Raw genomic sequence first — 22,974 nt, forward strand, 5'->3', positions numbered from 1 at the left:
CAGCGGTTCAAAGCTCGGTATTGCGGGTTTCTTTCAGGCACAACACGGCAATCAGGCTGATCACCGCCGCCGCCGACACATACCCACCCACCCAGCTCAAGCCCCCCATGCTCACCAGCTTCTGGGCAAAGAACGGTGCCGCCGAGGCGCCGACGATGCCGCCCAGGTTGTAGGCCGCCGAGGCGCCGGTGTAGCGCACGTGGGTCGGGAACAGCTCTGGCAGCAAGGCGCCCATCGGCGCGAAGGTCACCCCCATCAGGAACAGCTCGATGCTCAGGAACAGTGCCACGCCCGTGGTCGAGCCCGAGGTGAGCAGCGGCTCCATGGCGAAGCCCGAGGCGATGGCCAGCAGCGCACCCACGATCAATACCGGCTTGCGCCCGTAGCGGTCGCTGAGCCAGGCCGACAGTGGCGTGGCCAGGGCCATGAACACCACGGCGAAGCACAGCAGGCCGAGGAAGGTCTCGCGGCTGTAGCCCAGCGTCGACACGCCGTAGCTCAGCGAGAACACCGTGGAGATGTAGAACAGCGCGTAGCACACCACCATCGCCGCTGCGCCCAGCAGGGTCGGCAGCCAGTACTGGGCGAACAGCTCGACCACCGGCATCTTGACCCGCTCCTGGCGCGCCACGGCCTTGGCGAATACCGGGCTTTCCTCGAGTTTCAGGCGCACGTACAGGCCGACCAGCACCAGCGCGGCGCTGAGCAGGAACGGAATGCGCCAGCCCCAGTCGCGGAACTGCTCGTCGCTGAGCACCAGGGCCAGGGTGAGGAACAGGCCGTTGGCGGCCAAAAAGCCGATCGAGGGGCCCAGTTGCGGGAACATGCCGAACCAGGCGCGCTTGCCTTCGGGGGCGTTCTCGGTGGCCAGCAGCGCCGCGCCACCCCATTCACCGCCAAGGCCCAGACCTTGGCCGAAGCGCAGGATGCAGAGCAGGACCGGCGCCCATACGCCGATGCTGTCATAACCCGGCAGCACGCCAATCAGCGTGGTCGAAACCCCCATCAGCAGCAGCGAAGCGACCAGGGTCGACTTGCGCCCGATACGGTCGCCGAAGTGACCGAACAGCGCCGAGCCCAGTGGCCGGGCGAGGAACGCGATGCCGAAGGTAAGGAAGGCCGCGAGCATCTGCGCGGTGCCCGACCCGGACGGGAAGAACACCGGCCCGATCACCAGGGCGGCGGCGGTGGCGTAGACGTAGAAATCGTAGAACTCGATGGCAGTGCCGATGAAGCTGGCGGTGGCCACCCGCGCTGGCGAGTTGACCGGGGCCGCCGAGGCAGGTTCGGCGTAGGTGCTGCTGGTAGTCATGCGTAGGTCCCTGACAGTCGATGCTCCATGGGGCACGGCCCATGTGGCAGGCACACGGGAGCCGGAGCGTATTGTTATGAGTCGCGTGACTGACGATAGCCCAGGGGGTAGGGAGGGTCGGGCGCTGTTCGGGGTGGTGACGCAGGGCCGTGGGGCGTGTCAGTGATGCGGACTGGCCGTGGGGCGCCGGGTGCGGGTAGCAGGCGGGACGGCAGGGCTGGGTAAGCGTTGGCCGAGTATAACTATCGGGTCAGGGTCCAGACCAGCACCTTGCTGGCGCAATTGTCCTCGGTTTCGAGGATTTCCAGGCGATAACGGCCGATCTTCAGGCATACCGCCGTTGCCGGGATGCTTTCCAGCGCCTCGGTGACCAGGCCGTTGAGGGTTTTCGGCCCGCCATCACAGGGCAGGTGCCAGCCGAGGGTGCGGTTGATCTCACGCAGCGAGGCGGTGCCCTCGATGATGAAGCGGCCATCGCTCTGCGGGTGCACGTGCGGGTTGTCGAGGCTGTGTTCGTCTTCGAATTCGCCGACGATCTCTTCGAGGATGTCTTCGAGGGTGACGATGCCCAGCACTTCGCCGTATTCGTCCACCACCACGCCCATGCGCCGCTGTTGCTTGTGGAAGTTCAGCAACTGCATCTGCAGAGGCGTGCTTTCGGGGACGAAGTAGGGCTCGTAGCAGGCGGCCTGGAGCTTTTCGAAGGTGAGTTCGGCGCGCGGCAGCAGGTGGCTGATCAGTTTGGTGTTGAGTACCGCTTCCACCTGGTTGATGTCGTTGTGATAGACCGGCAGGCGGGTGTGGCGGCTGACGATCAGTTGCTCGACGATACGCTCGATGGGGTCGTCGAGGTTGATGCCGTCGACTTCGTTGCGCGGTACCAGGATGTCGTTGACGGTGATCTTGTCCAGGGCCTGCAAGCCCGCCAGCAAGCCATTGTGGGACGGGTCATGCTGCTCGTCGTCATCGAAGTCGTCTTCCTGCGGGTGCAGCGCCACCGCCATGGGCTGCACGCGGAACGGGCGCAGGATCAACCGGGCGCAGCCATCGAGCAGGCAGGCCAAGGGTTGCAGTGCGGCCAGCGGGACCTTGAGCAGGCTGGCGCCCAGGCTGATGAATGCTTGCGGATTGCGTCGGGCCAGGCGTCGCGGCAGGTACTCGGCGAGCACCAGCAAGGCTGCGGTGGCGGCCAGCCCGGCCAGCCAGAAACCGTGTTCGCCGCTGTAGCGCTGGCCGATCAGGCAGGCCAGGCCCAGCACCAGCAGCTTGCCGAGGCTGGCGCAGAGCACCAGGGCCTGGGCGGGCAGGGTCGGGTCGGCGTGGCCGTTCTGTTGCTGGCGAGCGCAGTCCACGGCGGTGAACAGCGCTGACCACAGCAGGGCCAGTACCAGTGTGCCGAGCAGCGGGGCGTACGGCAGGGTATCCATGGGCGGCCGTCAGATATGCAAGATGAATTCGCGGACCAGCTTGCTGCCGAAATAGGCCAGCATCAGCAGGCAGAAACCGGCGAGGGTCCAGCGGATCGCCTTGTGGCCACGCCAGCCCAGGCGGGTGCGGCCCCACAGCAACACACTGAACACGATCCACGCCACGCAGGCCAGCAGGGTCTTGTGCACCAGGTGCTGGGCAAACAGGTTGTCGAGGAACAGCCAGCCGGAGATCAGCGACAGCGACAGCAGCCCCCAACCGGCCCAGAGGAAGCCGAACAGCAGGCTTTCCATGGTCTGCAGCGGCGGGAAGTTGCGGATCAGCCCGGACGGGTGCTTGTGCTTGAGCTGGTGGTCCTGCAGCAACAGCAGCAGGGCCTGGAACACGGCGATGGTGAACAGGCCATAGGCGAGGATCGACAGCAGAATGTGCGCGAGGATGCCCGGCTCTTCATTGATCAGCGGCACCGTGCCGGGCGGGGCGAATTGCGCCAGCAACGCTGTTACCGCACCCAGCGGGAACAGCAGCACCAGCAGGTTTTCCACTGGAATGCTCAGGCAGGCGATCAGCGTCAGGCCGATCACCGCCACGGCGATCAGGCTGGCGGCGCTGAAGAAATCCAGGCTCAGGCCCAGCGGGGTGATCAGCTGGAAGAACAGCGCGCCGCCCTGGGCGAGCACCGCCAGTGCGCCGAGCAGGCCGAGCAGCCGCTTGTCGGCGCGGGCGCCACGGGCCAGGCCGGTAGCCTGGTAGACGGTCGCGGCCACATAAAGGAAGGCGGCGATCAGGTTGGGGATGAGGCTGGGTGAAGAGAGCATAAGTCCTGGCAGGCAAGCCTTAAAGGGACGGAGTTTGGCATAGAACGCGGTGGGCAAGGAAGACTGCTGCACTGCGCCGGCCATTTCGCGGGTAAACCCGCTCCCACAAGGGTTGCGCTGAACCTGTGGGAGTGGCGGTTCGCCGCTGCGATTTACCCGCGAAGGCGACATCCAGGCCACCGAATATCCAGCGCCTCTGCACCGAGGTGTGCGCCAGCGCCGCTCTTCGCTATAATCGCCGCCTTGTTGTGCCCAGCGCGTGTGCATTTCCACCTGGGCGCCTGAAAAACCTTGGCTTCACTGGGCCTGAAAGGATCACCATGTTCGAAAACCTGACCGACCGCCTGTCACAGACGCTGCGCCATGTCACCGGCAAGGCCAAGCTGACCGAAGACAACATCAAGGACACGCTGCGCGAAGTGCGCATGGCCCTGCTCGAGGCCGACGTTGCCCTGCCGGTGGTCAAGGATTTCGTCAACAGCATCAAGGAGCGCGCGGTCGGCACCGAAGTGTCGCGCAGCCTCACCCCGGGCCAGGCCTTCGTCAAGATCGTCCAGGCCGAGCTGGAGCGCCTGATGGGCGCGGCCAACGAAGAGCTGACGCTCAATGCCGCACCGCCCGCCGTCGTACTGATGGCTGGCCTGCAGGGTGCCGGTAAGACCACCACCGCCGGCAAGCTGGCGCGCCACCTGAAAGAGCGCAAGAAGAAAAGCGTGATGGTGGTGTCCGCCGACGTTTATCGCCCGGCGGCGATCAAGCAGCTGGAAACCCTGGCCAACGACATCGGCGTGACCTTCTTCCCGTCCGACATCAGCCAGAAGCCGGTGGACATCGCGCAAGCGGCGATCCGTGAAGCCAAGCTCAAGTTCATCGATGTGGTGATCGTCGACACCGCCGGCCGCCTGCACGTCGACGCCGACATGATGGACGAGATCAAGGCGCTGCACGCGGCGGTCAAGCCGATCGAAACGCTGTTCGTGGTCGATGCCATGACCGGCCAGGATGCCGCCAATACCGCCAAGGCCTTCGGCGACGCACTGCCGCTGACCGGTGTGATCCTGACCAAGGTCGACGGTGATGCCCGTGGCGGTGCCGCACTGTCGGTGCGCGCCATCACCGGCAAGCCGATCAAGTTCATCGGTATGGGCGAGAAGACCGAAGCCCTCGAGCCGTTCCACCCCGACCGGATCGCCTCGCGCATCCTCGGCATGGGTGATGTGCTCAGCCTGATCGAGCAGGCCGAGCAGACCATCGACAAGGCCAAGGCCGACAAGCTGGCCAAGAAGCTGAAGAAGGGCAAGGGCTTCGACCTCGAAGACTTCCGTGATCAGCTGCAGCAGATGAAGAACATGGGCGGCCTCGGCGGGCTGATGGACAAACTGCCGAACATGGGTGGCGTCAACCTGTCGCAGATGGGCAACGCCCAGGGCGCGGCCGAGAAGCAGTTCAAGCAGATGGAGGCGATCATCAACTCCATGACCCCGGCCGAGCGTCGCGACCCTGACCTGATCAGCGGTTCGCGCAAGCGCCGCATCGCCCTGGGTTCCGGTACCCAGGTGCAGGACATCGGCCGGCTGATCAAGCAGCACAAGCAGATGCAGAAGATGATGAAGAAATTCTCCGCCAAGGGCGGCATGGCCAAGATGATGCGCGGTCTTGGCGGCATGCTGCCGGGCGGCGGCATGCCCAAGATGTAATCGAATCTGGGTGGCTGCCTTCATAAGAAGGTGGCCACCCAACCCCCGCTTCGGCGGGAATAGTGCCGCAAAACAGCGGCTTAACCGGCAGATCTGAACGGTGGGTCAATCGCTCGCCGAAAAAGGCATTTGCAAATGTCCGTGTATTCCCCGAGAATATGCGGCCTTTTGGGCACCCGTGTGCCCATTGGGCATTCAGTTTTGCAGCACCGACTATAGGAACGATGTTCACATGGTAACCATCCGTCTTGCCCGTGGCGGCTCGAAAAAGCGCCCTTTCTACCACCTGACCGTGACCAACTCGCGTAACGCCCGTGACGGCCGTTTCGTTGAGCGCGTTGGCTTCTTCAACCCGATCGCATCGGGCGCCGAAGTCAAGCTGTCGGTCAACCAAGAGCGCGTCACCTACTGGCTGAGCCAGGGCGCACAGCCGTCTGAGCGTGTTGCTCAGCTGCTGAAGGAAGCTGCCAAGGCTGCAGCCTGAGCAGTATGAACGCGACGCCAGAAAAGGCTGACGACCTCATCGTCGTTGGCAAGATTTTTTCGGTTCACGGCGTTCGCGGCGAGGTGAAGGTGTACTCCTTTACCGATCCGATTGAAAACCTGTTGGATTATCCGCGCTGGACGCTCAAGCACGAAGGCAAGGTAAAGCAGGTCGAGCTGGTCAGCGGTCGTGGCTCCCAAAAGGGCCTGGTCGTGAAATTGAAAGGCCTCGATGATCGTGATGAAGCCCGGCTTCTGAGCGGTTACGAAATCTGCATTGCGCGGAGCCTTTTGCCCAACCTGGCAGCCGACGAGTACTACTGGTACCAGTTGGAAGGCCTGAAGGTCATCAATCAGGACGAACAGCTGTTCGGCAGGATCGATCACCTGTTGGAGACCGGCGCGAACGATGTAATGGTGGTCAAGCCTTGCACAGGCAGCCTGGATGATCGCGAGCGACTGTTGCCCTATACGGAGCAATGCGTGCTGGCAATCGACCTTGAAGCTGGTGTGATGCGAGTCGAATGGGACGCGGACTTCTAAACGATGGGTAACCTTCGCGTAGACGTCATCACGTTGTTCCCCGAGATGTTCTCGGCCATCACTGAGTACGGCATTACCAGCCGTGCGGTGAAACAGGGGTTGCTGCAAGTGACCTGCTGGAACCCGCGGGACTACACCACTGATCGCCACCACACCGTGGATGATCGGCCGTTTGGCGGTGGTCCGGGCATGGTGATGAAAATCAAGCCTCTGGAAGACGCACTGGTCAACGCCAGGCAAGTCGCCGGAGCAACGGCAAAGGTGATCTACCTTTCGCCGCAAGGCCGCAAGCTGACTCAGCAAGCGGTCAAAGGCCTGGCCGAACAGGAATCTTTGATCCTGATCGCCGGTCGTTATGAAGGCATCGACGAGCGCTTTATCGAGGCTCATGTCGATGAGGAGTGGTCGATTGGCGACTATGTGCTTTCCGGTGGCGAGCTGCCGGCCATGGTACTGATCGATGCGGTTACGCGGCTGCTGCCCGGAGCTTTAGGGCATGTGGACTCGGCGGAGGAAGATTCTTTCACCGACGGTCTGCTGGATTGCCCGCACTACACCCGACCTGAGGTGTATGCGGATCAGCGTGTACCCGACGTGTTGCTTAGTGGCAACCATGCACATATCCGGCGTTGGCGGATGAAGCAGTCCCTTGGTAGGACCTTCGAACGACGCGCCGATCTTCTGGAAAGTCGCTCGCTTTCTGGAGAAGAGAAGAAGCTGCTCGAGGAATATCTCCGCGAGCGGGACGATAGTTAAACGTATCGATGGTGGATCGCGTTATCCATCTTAGGAGCACAGCATGACCAACAAGATCATCCAGCAGCTCGAAGCCGAGCAGATGAGCAAAGAGATCCCGACCTTCGCACCAGGCGACACCATTGTCGTCCAGGTTAAAGTGAAGGAAGGCGACCGCTCGCGTCTGCAGGCGTTCGAAGGCGTCGTTATCGCCAAGCGTAACCGCGGTCTGAACAGCGCCTTCACCGTGCGCAAGATCTCCAGCGGCGTTGGCGTAGAGCGTACCTTCCAGACCTACAGCCCACAGATCGACAGCCTGGCCGTGAAACGTCGTGGTGACGTGCGTAAAGCCAAGCTGTACTACCTGCGCGACCTGTCCGGCAAAGCCGCTCGCATCAAGGAAAAACTGTCCTGAGTGCAGTTTGACCGGTGGCCTCGGCCATCTTGCGAGAGAAAAAGCAGCCTTCGGGCTGCTTTTTTGCTTTCTGTACCTTGCCTTAGCGATGTGACCCGAACATGACAACTCGAGACCAGGAAATCCAGCGCCGTACCGAACTGTCGGTGACCCGTGTGACCAAGGCGGTGTTCCCCAACACCACCAACCACCACAACACCCTGTTCGGCGGTACGGCCCTGGCGTGGATGGACGAAGTGTCGTTCATCGCCGCCACGCGTTTTTGCCGCCTGCCGCTGGTGACCGTGTCCACCGACCGCATCGACTTCAAGCACCCGATCCCGGCGGGCTCGATCGTCGAGCTGGTGGGTAGCGTGATCAAGGTCGGCAACACCAGCCTGCAAGTGCAGGTGGATGTGTTCGTCGAGAACATGTACCTCGATGGCCGCGAACGCGCGATCCATGGGGTGTTCAGCTTCGTCGCCATCGACGAGGACAAGCGCCCGGTGCCGGTGCTGCCGCAGGCCGGCTCCCACTAAACGGACTTGCACGGCCACTGTGGGAGCAACTGTCTTATGTTGTCAGTGCTGGCCTCATCGCTGGCAAGCCAGCTCCCACAGGTACGATGCTTGCCTCGAGGTTAGCGCGGTCCATGTGGGAGCGGGTTTACCCGCGAACACCGGCAGAGCCGGTGCCATCCACCGCGCCGCCTGCTTCGCGGGTAAACCCGCTCCCACACGAATTACGCTGCCCCTTCAGCCTGTGCTTTATTTTCAGGCTCTATCAGCGCCACCAGCGTCCAGCCCGGTTGCGGCTGCAGCGGGTGTTCCGGGGTGGCCACATGCACCCAGCCGTGGTTGTCACGGGCGAACATCAACGTCGCACGCTCACCGTGCAATTGCCGGTAGGCATCCCAGTTGAACGCCTCGGTCAGGGTCGTGCTGTACAGCTCTGCCCCCTGATTCAGCAGCGTGGCCAGCTGGTTGTAGGTCAGCGCGCTGGAGCCCAGTGGCTGGCCACGGTGCTCCTCGCTGGCCCGGTGCTTGTCGCTGCGCTGTTTCTCCAGGCCGCTGGCCAGCACGAACAGCCGGCCATGGCCGAAATCGTGGCGAAACCGGGCGCAGGCCAGGGCGTTGATTTCCCCGGCCGGTGACAGGCCGAGCAGATGACCCAGGCCCACCAGGTCCAAGTGGGCGTCGGCATGTTGCGAGGCCGGGTTGCCGAAGTAGGTGGGCAGGTTGTCCATGCGCGCGGCACGGATGTTCTCCCAGCTCGAATCGGTCAGCAGCACGCGGCAGCCAAGTTGCTGCAAGGCCTTGGCAATGGCCCGGGCAGGCGGGTTGGCGCCGACCATGAGAAAGCCGCTGGGGGCGGGCTCGGCGACCTTGAGCAGGCGCGCCAGAGGCCTGGCGGTAGCGCTCTGCAGGACCACGGTGCCGATGATCACGGCGAAGGTCAGTGGCACCAGCAGCAGCGCCCCCTCGTGGCCGGCCTCATGCAGGCGGATGGCGAAGATCGCCGATACCGCCGCCGCGACGATGCCGCGCGGGGCGATCCAGGCCAGCAGCGCACGTTCGCGCCAGCTCAAGGTGGAGCCCAGTGTCGAAATGAACACGTTCAGTGGCCGGGCCAGCAACTGGATCACCAGCAGCAGGGCGAGTACCGCAGGGCCCAAGCCGAGCATGGCATGCAGGTCCAGACGTGCGGCCAGGAGGATGAACAGGCCGGAGATCAGCAGCACGCTGAGGTTTTCCTTGAAGTGCAGGATCTGCCGCACATCCACCCCTGGCATGTTGGCCAGCCACATGCCCATCACCGTCACGGCCAGTAGCCCGGACTCGTGGACGATCTGGTTGGCGGCGATGAAGATGCCCAGCACCGCGGCCAGCGAGGCCAGGTTGTGCAGGTATTCCGGCAGCCACTGGGCGCGCATGATCTGCCCCAGCAACCAGCCCCCGGCGGCGCCCAGGGCGCCGCCGCAGAAGATCACCCCGGCGAAGGTGCCCAGGCTCTGGATCAGCCCGTCACCGTCGCTGCGGGCGATGATGAAGCTGTACACCACCACCGCCAGCAGCGCGCCGATCGGGTCGATGACGATGCCTTCCCAGCGCAGGATGTTGGCGATGGTCGCCTTGGGCCGCACCACGCGCAGCATGGGCACGATCACGGTGGGGCCAGTGACCAGCGTCAGGGTGCCGAACAGGATCGCCAGCGGCCAGTCGAAGCCCAGCAGCCAGTGGGTGGCCACGGCGATCACCAGCCAGGTGCTCAGGGCGCCGACCGTGACCAGGCGGTGGACCACGCTGCCGATCTCGCGCCATTGCGAGACATGCAGGGTCAGGCTGCCCTCGAACAGGATCAGGGCCACGGCCAGCGACACCAGCGGCATCAACAGCGGGCCGAACAGCGCTTGTGGCTGCAGCCAGCCCAGCACAGGCCCGGCGAGGATGCCGGACAGCAGCAGGAACAGGATCGCCGGCAGCTTCAGGCGCCAGGCCAGCCACTGGCAGGCGAGGGCGGCGGCGCCGATGCCACCGAAACTCAGAAGAATCTGCTGTTCGCTCATGCGGGCTCCCTATGCGTGCGCCGTTATGAAAGACTAAGCGCCATTTCGCCGTTTGCCACCGAGTCTTCATGCCCGCCCTCGACCACCCCCTGATTGACCAGTTTCTCGATGCCCTGTGGCTGGAAAAGGGGCTTTCCGACAATACCCGCGCCTCTTACCGCAGTGACCTGGCCTTGTTCAATGGCTGGTTGCAGGAGCACGGGGTGGCGCTGCCCGATGCCGGTCGCGAGCTGATCCTCGATCATCTCGCCTGGCGTTTCGACCAAGGCTACAAACCCCGCTCCACGGCGCGATTTCTTTCTGGCGTGCGGGGTTTCTTCCGCTACCTGCTGCGCGAGCGACTGATCGCCGTCGACCCGACCCTGCAGGTGGACATGCCGCAATTGGGGCGCCCGCTGCCAAAGTCGCTGTCGGAAGCCGACGTCGAGGCGCTGCTGCAGGCGCCGGACCTGGGCGAAGCTATCGGCCAACGTGACCGGGCCATGCTCGAAGTGCTGTACGCCTGCGGCCTGCGGGTGACCGAGCTGGTCAGCCTCACGCTCGACCAGGTCAACCTGCGCCAGGGTGTGCTGCGGGTGATGGGCAAGGGCAGCAAGGAGCGCCTGGTGCCGATGGGCGAAGAGGCGGTCGTATGGATCGAACGCTACCTGCGCGATGGCCGAGCCGAGCTGCTCAATGGTCGCCCCAGCGATGTGCTGTTCCCCAGCCTGCGCGGTGAGCAGATGACCCGCCAGACCTTCTGGCACCGTATCAAGCACCAGGCGCGGGTGGCCGGTATCGACAAGCCGCTGTCGCCCCATACCCTGCGCCACGCTTTCGCCACGCACCTGCTCAACCATGGTGCCGACCTGCGCGTTGTGCAAATGCTGCTGGGCCACAGCGACCTGTCCACCACGCAGATCTACACCCATGTGGCCAAGGCGCGGCTGCAGCAGTTGCACGCCCAGCACCATCCGCGTGGATGAATGATCTTCATGTTCCGCTTACCGGTGCCTGAGGAGCCTTTCTGCGCGGGCCTGTTGTGGTAGGCTTGGACGGTTTGTTGCACGGGCCGACCGTTCGCCACCTCTGAAGCGTAGGCGACGCCCCTCCGGCCCCGTCCGTCTTCAGGAGTACCCCCATGCGTGTCACCCGTATTTTTGCCGCCGCCGCCCTGGCGTTGGTCAGCACCTTTGCCGCCGCTGCCGCCACTGAACCTGCGGCCGGTGCCGAGCAGGCGATCCGCAAGTCGCTGCAGAACCTGGCCCTGGATGTGCCGGTCGAAAGCGTTGCCAGCAGCCCGCTCAACGGCCTGTACGAAGTGAAGCTGCAGGGCGGTCGTGTGCTGTACGCCAGCGCCGATGGCCAGTTCGTGATGCAGGGCTACCTGTACCAGATCCAGGACGGCAAGCCGGTCAACCTCACCGAGAAGACCGAGCGCCAAGGCATCGCCAAGCTGATCAACGGCATCCCGGCGGCAGAAATGGTCGTTTATCCGGCCAAGGGCGAGACCAAGTCGCACATCACCGTGTTCACCGACACCACCTGCCCGTACTGCCACAAGCTGCACGCCGAAGTGCCGGAGCTCAACCGCCGCGGTATCGAAGTGCGCTACGTCGCCTTCCCGCGCCAGGGCCTGGGCTCGCCGGGTGACGAACAGCTGCAGGCGGTGTGGTGCTCCAGCGACCGCCGCGCGGCGATGGACAAGATGGTCGACGGTAAAGAGATCAAGGCCGCCAAGTGCGCCAACCCGGTCGGCAAGCAGTTCCAGCTCGGTCAATCAATTGGTGTAAATGGCACGCCGGCAATCGTTCTAGAGAGTGGCCAGGTGATTCCGGGCTATCAGCCGGCGCCGCAAGTGGCCAAGCTGGCCCTGGCAGAGCGCAAGTAATCAATTCAATACGCCATCGTCATGGGGTGATGGCATGTTTCACGGTCGGCGCAAGTGCCGGCCGTTCAATGGGGAGTTCACAGTGAAACCGGTCAAAGTAGGCATCTGTGGGTTAGGGACCGTCGGTGGCGGAACCTTCAACGTACTTCAGCGCAACGCCGAGGAGATTGCCCGCCGTGCCGGGCGCGGTATTGAAGTGGCACAGATTGCCATGCGCTCGCCCAACCCGAACTGCCAGATTACCGGTACCCCCATTACCGCTGATGTGTTCGACGTGGCGAGCAACCCCGAAATCGATATCGTCATCGAGCTGATCGGTGGCTATACCATCGCCCGCGACCTGGTGCTCAAGGCCATCGAAAACGGCAAGCACGTGGTCACCGCCAACAAGGCGCTGATTGCCGTGCACGGCAACGAGATCTTCGCCAAGGCCCGCGAGAAGGGCGTCATCGTCGCCTTCGAAGCCGCCGTCGCCGGTGGCATCCCGGTGATCAAGGCGATCCGTGAAGGCCTGTCGGCCAACCGCATCAACTGGCTGGCCGGGATCATCAACGGCACCGGCAACTTCATCCTCACCGAAATGCGCGAAAAAGGCCGTGCCTTCCCCGACGTGCTGGCCGAAGCCCAGGCGCTGGGCTATGCCGAGGCCGACCCGACCTTCGACGTCGAGGGCATCGACGCCGCGCACAAGCTGACCATCCTGGCGTCCATCGCTTTCGGCATCCCGCTGCAGTTCGACAAGGCCTACACCGAAGGCATCACCCAGCTGACCACTGCCGACGTGAACTACGCCGAAGCCCTGGGCTACCGCATCAAGCACCTGGGTGTGGCCCGTCGCACCGCCGAAGGCATCGAGCTGCGCGTCCACCCGACCTTGATCCCCAGCGACCGCCTGATCGCCAACGTCAATGGTGTGATGAACGCGGTGATGGTCAACGGTGATGCTGCCGGTTCCACCCTGTACTACGGCGCCGGCGCCGGCATGGAGCCAACCGCCTCGTCGGTGATCGCCGACCTGGTCGACGTGGTCCGCGCCATGACCAGCGACCCGGAGAACCGTGTGCCGCACCTGGCCTTCCAGCCGGACTCGCTGTCGGCCCACCCGATTCTGCCGATCGAAGCCTGCGAAAGCGCCTACTACCTGCGCATCCAGGCCAAGGACCATCCGGGTGTGCTCGCGCAGGTCGCCAGCATCCTCTCGGAGCGCGGCATCAACATCGAGTCGATCATGCAGAAGGAAGCCGAGGAGCAGGACGGCCTGGTACCGATGATCCTGGTTACCCACGGCGTGGTCGAGCAGCGCATCAATGATGCCATCGTCGCCCTGGAATCCCTGCAGGACGTGGTTGGCCCGGTTGTGCGCATCCGCGTCGAACAGCTCAACTAAGCGGCAAGCTTCAAGCTGCAAGCTGCAAGTAAAGGCAGTGCGGTGTTGAGGCTTGAATAGAATACATTCGTGGCAAGGTGAGACGCAGAGCACGAGAGCAACGCCAATCGGCTTTAACTTGTAGCTTGCAGCTCGAAGCTTGCTGCTCAAACCAAAGGTTTGTACCCATGCGCTATATCAGTACCCGCGGCCAGGCTCCGGCCCTGAACTTCGAAGACGTGCTGCTCGCCGGCCTGGCCAGTGACGGTGGCCTGTACGTCCCTGAGAACCTGCCACGCTTCACCCAGGAAGAGATCGCTTCCTGGGCCGGCCTGCCGTACCACGAGCTGGCGTTCCGGGTGATGCGCCCGTTCGTCGCCGGCAGCATCGCCGACGCCGACTTCAAGAAGATCCTCGAAGAAACCTACGGCGCCTTCGCCCATGCCGCCGTCGCGCCGCTGCGCCAGCTCAACGGCAACGAGTGGGTGATGGAGCTGTTCCACGGCCCGACCCTGGCGTTCAAGGACTTTGCCCTGCAGCTGCTCGGCCGTTTGCTCGACCACCTGCTGGTCAAGCGTGGCGAGCGCGTGGTGATCGTTGGCGCCACTAGCGGTGACACCGGTTCCGCCGCCATCGAAGGCTGCCGCCGTTGCGACAACGTCGATATCTTCATCTTGCACCCGCACCAGCGTGTGTCGGAAGTGCAGCGCCGTCAGATGACCACCATCCTCGGCGACAACATCCACAACATCGCCATCGAGGGCAACTTCGACGACTGCCAGGAGATGGTCAAGGCCAGCTTCGCCGACCAGTCGTTCCTCAAGGGCACCCGCCTGGTGGCGGTCAACTCGATCAACTGGGCGCGGATCATGGCCCAGATCGTCTACTACTTCCACGCCGCCCTGCAGCTCGGCGGCCCGGCGCGTTCGGTGGCGTTCTCGGTGCCGACCGGCAACTTCGGCGACATCTTCGCCGGTTACCTGGCCCGCAACATGGGCCTGCCGATCAGCCAGCTGGTGGTCGCGACCAACCGCAACGACATCCTGCACCGCTTCATGAGCGGCAACCAGTACGTCAAGGAAACCCTGCACGCGACCCTGTCGCCGTCGATGGACATCATGGTCTCGTCGAACTTCGAGCGCCTGCTGTTCGACCTGCACGGCCGCAACGGTGCCGCCATCGCCGAGTTGATGGACACCTTCAAGCAGGGTGGCGGCTTCAGCGTCGACCAGGACCGCTGGACCGAAGCGCGCAAGCTGTTCGATTCGCTGGCGGTGACCGACGAGCAGACCTGCGAGACCATCGCCGAAGTCTTCGCCAGCACCGGTGAGGTGCTTGACCCGCACACCGCGATCGGCGTCAAGGCCGCCCGCGAATGCCGTCGCAGCCTGGACACGCCAATGGTGGTGCTGGGTACCGCGCACCCGGTCAAGTTCCCGGACGCGGTCGAGAAGGCTGGCGTCGGCAAGGCCCTGGAGCTGCCGGCCCACCTCAGCGACCTGTTCAGCCGCGAAGAGCGCTGCACGGTGCTGGCCAACGACCTGAAGGCCGTACAGACCTTCGTCAGCCAGCATGGGAATCGCGGCAAGCCGCTGTAAGCCTGGCTGCAACTGAAAAAAGCCCGTCCTCGGACGGGCTTTTTTGTGGGCGCTGGTTCTTGGCTGTTTTCGTTGCATTGCTTCAAGTTATTCGTGTTTCGGTGACATGCCGGGCGCCCTGAGCAAAGTTGCCAGGCAAGCTTCTCGGTTTATTTGGGTGTTATCTGCAATTCTTAGAGTGCGTAGGAACTTGCCGAAAGCTTTGTGGGCTGAGCGAAAATGGCGTGAATGAGGTTCTTTCGGTGATGAGTTCAGTGCAATTTGGCCGCTTGTAGAACGGGTTTTCGCCCGATGGCTGCAGCAAGCGGTCACGGATCATGGAGAGATACACCCGGCTTGCCCGGGTCTTGTGCCGGAGTACAGGCAATGAGCCAACGCTTGCTGCAGCTCGATCATGTCTCGTTCAGCCTGCCCGATGGGCGGGTGCTGCTCGACGACCTGAATTACACCTTCAGTGCGAGGGTCACCGGCATCGTCGGGGCCAATGGCACCGGCAAGTCCCTGCTCGGGCGACTGCTCGCCGGGCAACTGCGCCCGAGCAGTGGCGCTTTGCGCCGCGAGGGGCAGGTGCAGGTGGTAGGTCAGTTGCTGGAACCCGAGCACTTGCCCAGCGTGGCGGACCTGGCCGGGGTCGCTCCTGTTCTGCAAGCGCTGGAGCGAATTGCCCAGGGCAGCGTCGACGAGGAAGACTTCACCCGGGTAGCGGACCAATGGGACTGCGCCGCGCGCCTGCAGGTGGAGCTCGAGCAGATTGGCCTGGGGCATCTGGATGCCAGCTCGGGCACCGCCACGCTCAGTGGTGGCGAGCGCCAGCGCGTGGCGCTGATGGGCGCGTGGCTGTCGAGGGCCGATTGGCTGATTCTCGACGAGCCGAGCAACCATCTCGATCGTGAGCAGCGGCGCAAGCTTGCCCAACAGATCGAACGCTGGCCCAACGGCCTGGTCGTGATCAGCCACGACCGCGACCTGTTGCAGCAGGTGGATGAAATCGTCGAACTGACGCCCATGGGGCTGACCGTCTATGGCGGCAATTACAGCCACTACGCCGCCGTGCGCGAGCAGGAACAACAGTCCTTCCAGGCAGCCTTGCGCAGCGAGCGGGCCCAGGCCAGGCGTGAGCAGCGTGACATGGCCACGCAAATGGAGCGCCAGCAGCGCCGCAGCTCCCGAGGCGAGCGCCAGGGCCGCGAAGGCAACCAGGCTAAGTTGATCACCGGTGCGCAGAAGGAGCGCAGCGAAAACAGCCTGGGCAAGCTGCGGCTGAACCAGCAACTGGCCCGCGAGCAGCAACAGCTACGTATCGACGAGGCACGAGCGCGCTGCGCGCCCGAGATCCAGCGGATGATGCTGTCGCCGGAAAGCGTGGTGCCCAATGGCAAGGTGATCGTGCAGCTGGAAGATGTACTGTTGCCCTATGGGCATGCGGCGCCCGTGAACCTGACGCTCACCGGCCCGGTGCGCCTGGCGGTCCAGGGTGCCAACGGTTCGGGCAAGTCAACGTTGCTGCGGGTGATCGCCGGGCAGTTGCCGGCGCGCTCGGGCCAGGTCATGCGCAGTTGCCATATGGGCTGGCTCGACCAGCACGCGGGACTGCAGTACCCGTTGCGCACACCGGTGCAGTGGTTGCACGACAGCAATCCGGAGCTGCCCGAGGCGCAGGCGCGCACCCGCCTGGCACAGCTGGGCATCGATGCCGACCGTGTGTCGCTGCAGACCTGCCAGCTCAGTGGCGGCGAGCGGCTGAAGATCGCATTGGCTGCGTTGCTGTATGCCCGTCAGGCGCCGCAGTTGTTGTTGCTGGACGAGCCGGACAACCACCTGGACCTGCCCAGCAAGATCGCCCTGGAACAGATGCTCGATCAGTACCAGGGGGCCTTGGTGGTGGTCTCCCATGACTCGGCATTGCTCGAGCGCATTCGACTGGACAGCGTCTATAACGTGACGGATTGAGCGTCAACTGCCCTCCGGCGCATGGCCAGCACGGTAACCGCGGCAAGCCTCTGTAAGCCTGGCTGCAACTGAGAAAGCCCGTCCTCGGACGGGCTTTTTTGTGGGTGCGATTTTTTTGCGTTTTTTCTCCGGGCTTTTCAGAATTTTCCTGTTTGGCGTTGTCGAAGTGCCTACTAAAGTGCGGGTCATCGAACCGCCAGAGCGCCTCGTCGAGGGAAACGTCCATGCATCAATTTCAGGTTCTTATCCACCAGCCCCGTCCTTTCCACCAGATTGTTCTGCACCAGGCATTCAATGCCCAGGGCGTCTACAGCGTGCGGTTGACCGAGGACATGCCGGGTACCCTGGCCTGCCTGAACCAGGAGCGGCCAGTGGATGTGCTGGTGCTCGATCACGACATGCCGATCAGCAGTGCGCAGTCGCTGTTCCGCCACCTGGCGACTGAAGGGGCGGCACAGGCGCTGTTGTTCGTCGGGCAAGGCAAAGGCAATGGCCCGGATCTGGCCCGGGAAGCCCGCAAGCTGGGGTTGTGGGTGCTGGACGAGCTGGCATGGCCGATGTCCACCGTAGCGTTGGGCAAGGCACTTGGGCGTCTGCCGGCACCGATTGGCTAACTGGACGGCTAGGGCATTCAAACTGTCATCTTGCCCGCGCATGCTCGCTGCAAGGGCCGGCACTCGAGAACTTTGCGCCAGGCCTGACGGTCAGTTCCTCCAAGCCCATAAGCCAGCGAGTGATACGGATGGAAAGAGTCTGCAGCCTGCTCAACGATGCCCTGACCCCCTACCTGGCCGCACTTGGCGCCGTCGACGCCAGCGGTAATCGCCAACTGACCCTCTACGACCCACGTGGTGGCGTGACCTTGCAGCGCCAGGTGGCTGAGCGCCAGCTGCAGGAGCAGCAGTTGCTGATCGACCTGGTCGATGGCCTGCACCGTGACCTGCAGATTGCCGAGGGCCGCCTGCAGCCCTGTGTGATCGCCGCGTTGCAACATCAACGCCCCAGCCAGGGAACCTTTGCCTGACAGCCGTATCAGATTCATCAACGCCAGTTTGACGGTGCTTAGCTCCGGTAGTGTCAGGCTGTCGCGGGAAGCCCGCATTGGCTTTCGCTTGACCCCGGTCGTCTTCCCCAGCGGCCGGGGTTTCTTTTTGCCCGCTTCAAGGCTGCGCTGCCGAGGCGCCGTTGCTGTCGTCGAAGAAGTGACGCGCCTGTTGCAGGTAGTCCTCGCGCAGCTCCGGGTCCAGCCAGCGGGCATACAGGGCGGGCAGGGTGTCGCGGCGCAGGGCCGGCAGCAGCTGGTCGATGTGGGCGATGGCTTCGCGCCCTTGCGGTGTGTCCGAGCAACCCACATGCAGGAACTGGTAGTGGTTTACACCGCTGATGGGATAGAAGCGGTAGTCGTCCAGTGAGCCACCTTGCTGCTCGATCAGGTAGCGCGCCTCTGGCCAGTAGCTGAGCACCAGCTGCAGGCGGCCCAGTTGCTGCATCTGCAGCAGGCTGGCGGTCGCATCGTTGCCGAAGTGGCGGCTGAAGGCGCTGTCGGGCAACTGGCGGAGGATTTCGTCGACCTGCGTGCTGTAGCTGCGCTCGGCGACGATGCCCAGTTTGAGCCGGGTCTTGTCGAGCAAGGCTTTGAGCTCGACCTGCTGGCCGTCGAGGAAGGGTTCCAGCAATGCCTGGTCCTGCTTGCGCACCACCAGTCCGGTGCTCAGCACCCCCAGCGAAGGCTTGGAGAAATGCACGTACTTGGCGCGCTCGGGTGTCCAGAGCAGGGTCGGGTCGCAGGTGAAACTCGGTTCCATGAGCATCTGGATGCCCCGGGCGCGATTGACCCGCACGATGCTGTGGTCGTACTCGGGCATCTGCGCGATCAGCTTCGGCAGCATCAGGTCCATTACGCCCTGGCCCTTCTCGGCACCTTCGAAAATGGTGAACGGCGGCAGGTCGCGGACCAGCCAGAACAGGCGCTCCTTGGCGTGCGCCAACGGCATCGCCAGCAGCAGGCAGAGGATGACGGGCAGGCGCGCAAGGCACCTGCACCAGGCTGTCGCGCGAGTCAGACCGTGCCCGCCTGGCGCAGGCCGGCGATGGCGGCCGCGTCGTAGCCCAGGCTGGCCAGCACGCTGTCGGTGTGCTCACCCAGGGCCGGGCCTACCCATTCGGTAGAGCCTGGGGTATCGGAGAGCTTGGGTACGATGCCGGGCATCTTGAACGGCTTGCCGTCCGGCAACTTGGCCTGGAGGAACATCTCGCGGGCAAGGTACTGCGGGTCGCTGAACATGTCCTCGGCCGAAAAGATCCGGCTGGCCGGCACTTCGGCGTCATTGAGTACCTGCATGACGCTGTCGAGCGGCAGGCCGTTGGCCCAGCGGTCGATCACCCCGTACAGCTCGTCGCGGCGTGCGTCGCGGCCATCATTGCTGGCCAATGCCGCATCGTTTGCCAGGTCGTCGCGGCCGATGGCCTGCATGAAGCGCTTGAAGATCGCGTCGCCATTGGCGCCGATCTGCACATGGCGGCCGTCGGCGGTGGTATGGATGGAGGAGGGGGTGATGCCGGGCATGATGTTGCCGGTGCGCTCGCGGATGAAACCGAACACGTCGAACTCCGGGACCATGCTCTCCATCATGGCGAAGATCGCCTCGTACAGCGCCACGTCCACCACCTGGCCCTGGCCGCCGTTCACCTCGCAGTGACGCAGGGCCATCAGCGCGCCGATCACGCCCCACAGGGCGGCGATCGAATCACCGATGGAGATCCCCGTGCGCACTGGCGGGCGGTCCTCGAAACCGGTGATGTAGCGCAGCCCACCCATCGACTCGCCCACCGCGCCAAAGCCCGGCTGGTCCTTCATCGGGCCGGTCTGGCCGAAGCCCGACAGGCGCACCATCACCAGGCGCGGGTTCAGCGCGTGCAGCACATCCCAGCCCAGGCCGAGTTTTTCCAGCACGCCGGGGCGGAAATTCTCGATCAGGATGTCGGCCTCGGCCAGCAGGCGCTTGAGCACCTCGCGGCCTTCCGGGTGCTTGAGGTTGAGGGTCAGCGACTGCTTGTTGCGCGCCTGCACGAACCACCACAGCGACGTGCCTTCATACAGCTTGCGCCACTTGCGCAGCGGGTCGCCGCCGTCGGGCGACTCGACCTTGATCACCTCGGCACCGAACTCGGCGCAGATACGCGAGGCGAACGGGCCGGCGATCAGGGTGCCGAGTTCGATCACTTTCAGGCCGGCGAGGGGTTTGCTGGGCGTGGGCATGGGGCATCCGTGGCAGCTGGGCGTAAACGCAGGTTGTATCACAGCTCGGCAGTGGCAGGTACTGTCGCGGCGCACTCGCGATGCGCAAGGGCCTTCGTCTGCCAGATCGGTTAAACTGTGCGACTTTCTTTTCTACGAAGCCCCGCGCCCATGGCCCAGCCGTCCACCACCTACAAATTCGAACTGAATCTGACCGACCTTGACCGCGGCGTGTACGAGAGCGTCCGTCAGACCATCGCCCGTCACCCTTCGGAGACCGAGGAACGCATGGCCGTGCGCTTGCTGGCCTATGCCATCTGGTACAACGAGCAGCTGTCGTTTGGCCGTGGCCTGTCGGATGTCGACGAAGCCCCACTGTGGGAAAAGAGCCTGGACGACCGCATCCTGCACTGGATCGAAGTCGGCCAGCCGGATGCCGAGCGCCTGACCTGGTGCTCGCGCCGCACTGAACGCACCAGCCTGCTGGCCTACGGCAGCCTGCGGGTGTGGCGGACCAAGGTGGGTGATGCGGTCAAGGGCCTGAAGAATCTGAACATCGCCGCTGTGCCGCAAGAGGTGCTGGAGACCCTGGCCACCGACATGCCACGTACCATCAAGTGGGACGTGATGATCAGCGAAGGCACCATTTTCGTCACCGACGACCGCGGCCAGCACGAAGTGCAGCTGGAGTGGCTGCTTGGCGAGCGCGGCTGAGCCGCCCCTTAGACTGATTACCGAAGACCCCATGCGTATCGAACCCCGCCCCCTGCCGTCGACCCTGCCATTCCTGGGTAACCTGCCGCCCTTGCTGACTCGCCTGTACGCCGCCCGTGGCGTGCAGTCCGAAGCCGAGCTGGACAAAGGCCTGGCCCGGCTGCTGCCGTACCAGCAGCTCAAGGGCATCGAGGCGGCGGTGGACCTGCTGGTCGAAGCCCTCGATCAGCGCCAGCGCATCCTCATCGTTGGCGACTTCGACGCCGACGGAGCCACCGCCAGCACCGTCGGTGTGCTGGGGCTGCGCCTGCTGGGCGCTGCGCATGTTGATTACCTGGTGCCCAACCGGTTCGAATACGGCTACGGCCTGACCCCTGAGATCGTCGAAGTGGCGTTGCAGCGCCAGCCGCAACTGCTGATCACCGTGGACAACGGTATCTCCAGCGTCGAAGGCGTGGCGGCGGCCAAGGCGGCCGGGCTCAAGGTGCTGGTCACCGACCACCATCTGCCGGGCCAGCAGTTGCCGGAGGCTGACGCCATAGTCAACCCGAACCAGCCTGGCTGCGCGTTCCCGAGCAAGTCGTTGGCGGGCGTGGGGGTGATCTTCTACGTGCTGATGGCCCTGCGTGCGCGCTTGCGCAGTCTCGGCCGCTACGACAGCCAGCCGCAGCCGAACATCGGTGAACTGCTCGACCTGGTCGCGCTGGGCAGCGTCGCCGACGTGGTGCCGCTGGATGCCAATAACCGCATCCTGGTGCACCAGGGCCTGGAGCGCATCCGCGCTGGCCGCGCCCGCCCTGGGCTCAAGGCGATCCTCGAGGTAGCCCGCCGCGACCATCAGCGCATCACCTCCACCGACCTGGGTTTCATCCTCGGCCCACGGCTCAACGCCGCCGGGCGCCTGGACGACATGAGCCTGGGCATCGAGTGCCTGCTGTGCGATGACGCAGCGCTGGCATTGGACATGGCCCAGCAACTGGATGGCCTGAACCAGGACCGCAAGTCCATCGAGCAGGGCATGCAGCGCGAAGCCCTGGCGCAGCTCAAGGACCTGCCGGTCGAATCGATGCCCTATGGCCTGTGCCTGTTCGATGCCGATTGGCACCAAGGTGTGATCGGTATTCTGGCCTCGCGCCTGAAGGAGCGTTACCACCGCCCGACCATCGCTTTTGCCGATGCCGGGGAGGGCATGCTCAAGGGTTCTGCGCGTTCGGTGGCGGGGTTTCATATCCGTGATGCGCTGGATGCGGTGGCGGCGCGCCACCCGGCGTTGATCAGCAAGTTCGGCGGGCATGCCATGGCGGCGGGGTTGTCGTTGCCCGAGGCGAACTTCCCGGCGTTTGCCGAGGCGTTCGACGAGGAGGTTCGTCGGCAATTGCGGGAGGAGGACCTGACGGGGCGGTTGCTGTCGGATGGGAGCTTGGCGGTCGAGGAGTTTCATCTGGACCTGGCGCGGGCTTTGCGTAATGCCGGGCCTTGGGGGCAGCACTTTCCTGAGCCGTTGTTCCATGGGGTGTTTCAGCTGGTCGAACAGCGGGTTGTCGGTGAGCGGCATCTGAAGGTGGTGCTCAAGAGCGAGTGTGGTTCGGTGCGGTTGGATGGGATTGCCTTTGGGATTGATCGGGAGGTTTGGCCGAATCCTACTGTGCGGTGGGTGGAGTTGGCTTACAAGTTGGATGTGAATGAGTTTCGTGGGAATGAGAGTGTGCAGTTGATGATTGCTCACATGGAGGCGCGGTGACTGGTCTTTGGTTAGTTAGTTAGTTAGTTAGTTAGTTAGTTAGTTAGTTAGTTAGTTAGTTAGTTTTTGTAGTTGTATGCGCATTCATTTGTGATGTCGACGCGTAGTCACCTTTCCGCCCTTACGGCGGGTTACTTTTTTTCTTGGAAAAAAGTAACCAAAAACCGCTCGCTCCATTCATACGGCCCCTACGCTGCGCTTCGGGGTCCCTTCGCTCCGGCGTCCTCCGGGCCCGCGCGGCCTCCGACTTGCTGCGCAAGTCTACATCTCGCGCCTTCGGCTGCGCCGAAGGGTGCTGCGCACCAAGGCCCTCCAGACGCCTACGCTCAGCCTCCTGAAGTCGCGAAGTTAGGGGCGGCGCCTGGGCTGGCGTTAGCTGTCGCTAGTAGGGTTAGTTGGGATCTCAGGATTGCAATCGCTGGCAAGCCAGCTCCCACAGGTTAGTGCGAACTTTCAGCCTTGCGCTGTACTTGTGGGAGCCGGCTTGCCGGCGATAAGGCCCGAACAAACAACACATAAAC

Annotated in this window: 21 protein-coding genes; 15 read left to right on the plus strand and 6 right to left on the minus strand. The window is 63.8% G+C overall.

Features of this window, described 5'->3' with window-relative positions; genetic code table 11:
• Nucleotides 1–7: 7 nt before the first annotated feature.
• The 3 genes from ACQ4N9_RS12825 to ACQ4N9_RS12835 form a co-directional block, all read right to left on the minus strand.
• The gene (locus tag ACQ4N9_RS12825; RefSeq protein ID WP_110993296.1) at nt 8–1,312 is read right to left on the minus strand and encodes an MFS transporter; all 1,305 of its coding nucleotides are present in this window, start codon (nt 1,310–1,312) and stop codon (nt 8–10) included.
• A 242-nt stretch (nt 1,313–1,554) separates the two neighbouring features.
• Entirely contained in the window at nt 1,555–2,739 is a 1,185-nt protein-coding gene (locus ACQ4N9_RS12830; RefSeq protein ID WP_125859958.1) for a transporter associated domain-containing protein, read from the minus strand.
• Between the two features lie 9 nt (nt 2,740–2,748).
• Nucleotides 2,749–3,558 carry a cytochrome C assembly family protein gene (locus ACQ4N9_RS12835; RefSeq protein ID WP_390968267.1) on the minus strand — a complete coding sequence of 270 codons (810 nt, stop codon included), beginning with the start codon at nt 3,556–3,558 and terminating at the stop codon, nt 2,749–2,751.
• Nucleotides 3,559–3,878: 320 nt separating this feature from the next.
• Between ACQ4N9_RS12835 and ffh the strand changes: the two genes are divergently transcribed.
• The 6 genes from ffh to ACQ4N9_RS12865 all read left to right on the plus strand — a co-directional run bounded on the left by ffh (nt 3,879) and on the right by ACQ4N9_RS12865 (nt 7,949).
• Complete coding sequence (gene ffh, locus ACQ4N9_RS12840; RefSeq protein WP_125465251.1) at nt 3,879–5,255, plus strand: signal recognition particle protein; 1,377 nt, start codon at nt 3,879–3,881, stop codon at nt 5,253–5,255.
• A 232-nt stretch (nt 5,256–5,487) separates the two neighbouring features.
• A complete protein-coding gene (gene rpsP / locus ACQ4N9_RS12845) occupies nt 5,488–5,739 on the plus strand; it encodes a 30S ribosomal protein S16 (RefSeq protein ID WP_011535318.1) in 252 nt (83 codons plus the stop codon).
• 5 nt (nt 5,740–5,744) lie between these two features.
• A complete protein-coding gene (rimM, locus tag ACQ4N9_RS12850) occupies nt 5,745–6,281 on the plus strand; it encodes a ribosome maturation factor RimM (protein WP_390968265.1) in 537 nt (178 codons plus the stop codon).
• Between the two features lie 3 nt (nt 6,282–6,284).
• Nucleotides 6,285–7,037: a tRNA (guanosine(37)-N1)-methyltransferase TrmD gene (trmD, locus tag ACQ4N9_RS12855; RefSeq protein WP_110993301.1), complete on the plus strand. Its 753-nt coding sequence runs from the start codon at nt 6,285–6,287 to the stop codon at nt 7,035–7,037.
• Nucleotides 7,038–7,080: 43 nt separating this feature from the next.
• Nucleotides 7,081–7,431, plus strand: a complete 351-nt coding sequence (gene rplS / locus ACQ4N9_RS12860; RefSeq protein WP_023629812.1) for a 50S ribosomal protein L19 — start codon at nt 7,081–7,083, stop codon at nt 7,429–7,431.
• 101 nt (nt 7,432–7,532) lie between these two features.
• Nucleotides 7,533–7,949, plus strand: a complete 417-nt coding sequence (locus ACQ4N9_RS12865) for an acyl-CoA thioesterase (protein WP_390968262.1) — start codon at nt 7,533–7,535, stop codon at nt 7,947–7,949.
• A gap of 203 nt (nt 7,950–8,152) precedes the next feature.
• On the opposite strand, the gene ACQ4N9_RS12870 is transcribed toward ACQ4N9_RS12865, so the two are convergent.
• On the minus strand, nt 8,153–9,976 hold the full coding sequence (locus tag ACQ4N9_RS12870) for a cation:proton antiporter (RefSeq protein WP_390968260.1): 1,824 nt from the start codon (nt 9,974–9,976) through the stop codon (nt 8,153–8,155).
• 68 nt (nt 9,977–10,044) lie between these two features.
• On the opposite strand from ACQ4N9_RS12870, the gene xerD reads away from it, so the two are divergent.
• The 7 genes from xerD (at nt 10,045) to ACQ4N9_RS12905 (ending at nt 17,784) form a co-directional block, all read left to right on the plus strand.
• The gene (xerD, locus tag ACQ4N9_RS12875; RefSeq protein ID WP_322360062.1) at nt 10,045–10,941 is read left to right on the plus strand and encodes a site-specific tyrosine recombinase XerD; all 897 of its coding nucleotides are present in this window, start codon (nt 10,045–10,047) and stop codon (nt 10,939–10,941) included.
• Between the two features lie 155 nt (nt 10,942–11,096).
• The gene (locus ACQ4N9_RS12880; protein ID WP_390968258.1) at nt 11,097–11,846 is read left to right on the plus strand and encodes a DsbC family protein; all 750 of its coding nucleotides are present in this window, start codon (nt 11,097–11,099) and stop codon (nt 11,844–11,846) included.
• An 82-nt stretch (nt 11,847–11,928) separates the two neighbouring features.
• Nucleotides 11,929–13,233 carry a homoserine dehydrogenase gene (locus ACQ4N9_RS12885; protein ID WP_125465245.1) on the plus strand — a complete coding sequence of 435 codons (1,305 nt, stop codon included), beginning with the start codon at nt 11,929–11,931 and terminating at the stop codon, nt 13,231–13,233.
• Between the two features lie 167 nt (nt 13,234–13,400).
• Nucleotides 13,401–14,810: a threonine synthase gene (gene thrC, locus ACQ4N9_RS12890; protein ID WP_390968256.1), complete on the plus strand. Its 1,410-nt coding sequence runs from the start codon at nt 13,401–13,403 to the stop codon at nt 14,808–14,810.
• Nucleotides 14,811–15,176: 366 nt separating this feature from the next.
• Nucleotides 15,177–16,760, plus strand: coding sequence for an ATP-binding cassette domain-containing protein (locus tag ACQ4N9_RS12895; RefSeq protein ID WP_390968255.1), 1,584 nt, complete (start codon nt 15,177–15,179; stop codon nt 16,758–16,760).
• Nucleotides 16,761–16,984: 224 nt separating this feature from the next.
• Nucleotides 16,985–17,374, plus strand: a complete 390-nt coding sequence (locus ACQ4N9_RS12900; RefSeq protein ID WP_390968253.1) for a histidine kinase — start codon at nt 16,985–16,987, stop codon at nt 17,372–17,374.
• Between the two features lie 128 nt (nt 17,375–17,502).
• Nucleotides 17,503–17,784, plus strand: a complete 282-nt coding sequence (locus tag ACQ4N9_RS12905; protein WP_110993308.1) for a DUF3509 domain-containing protein — start codon at nt 17,503–17,505, stop codon at nt 17,782–17,784.
• A gap of 136 nt (nt 17,785–17,920) precedes the next feature.
• On the opposite strand, the gene ACQ4N9_RS12910 is transcribed toward ACQ4N9_RS12905, so the two are convergent.
• Nucleotides 17,921–18,823 carry a TIGR02285 family protein gene (locus ACQ4N9_RS12910; RefSeq protein ID WP_390968473.1) on the minus strand — a complete coding sequence of 301 codons (903 nt, stop codon included), beginning with the start codon at nt 18,821–18,823 and terminating at the stop codon, nt 17,921–17,923.
• A complete protein-coding gene (locus tag ACQ4N9_RS12915) occupies nt 18,820–20,019 on the minus strand; it encodes a CaiB/BaiF CoA transferase family protein (protein WP_258642915.1) in 1,200 nt (399 codons plus the stop codon). Before ACQ4N9_RS12915 ends, ACQ4N9_RS12910 begins: the two co-directional genes overlap by 4 nt.
• A 150-nt stretch (nt 20,020–20,169) precedes the next feature.
• Here ACQ4N9_RS12915 and ACQ4N9_RS12920 point away from each other — a divergent pair, with 150 nt between their 5' ends.
• Complete coding sequence (locus ACQ4N9_RS12920) at nt 20,170–20,712, plus strand: YaeQ family protein (RefSeq protein WP_110993311.1); 543 nt, start codon at nt 20,170–20,172, stop codon at nt 20,710–20,712.
• A 31-nt stretch (nt 20,713–20,743) separates the two neighbouring features.
• Complete coding sequence (recJ, locus tag ACQ4N9_RS12925; protein ID WP_390968250.1) at nt 20,744–22,453, plus strand: single-stranded-DNA-specific exonuclease RecJ; 1,710 nt, start codon at nt 20,744–20,746, stop codon at nt 22,451–22,453.
• Nucleotides 22,454–22,974: the final 521 nt, after the last annotated feature.

The organism is Pseudomonas sp. ES1, assembly GCF_050586605.1.
Taxonomy (GTDB): Bacteria; Pseudomonadota; Gammaproteobacteria; order Pseudomonadales; family Pseudomonadaceae; genus Aquipseudomonas; species Aquipseudomonas sichuanensis.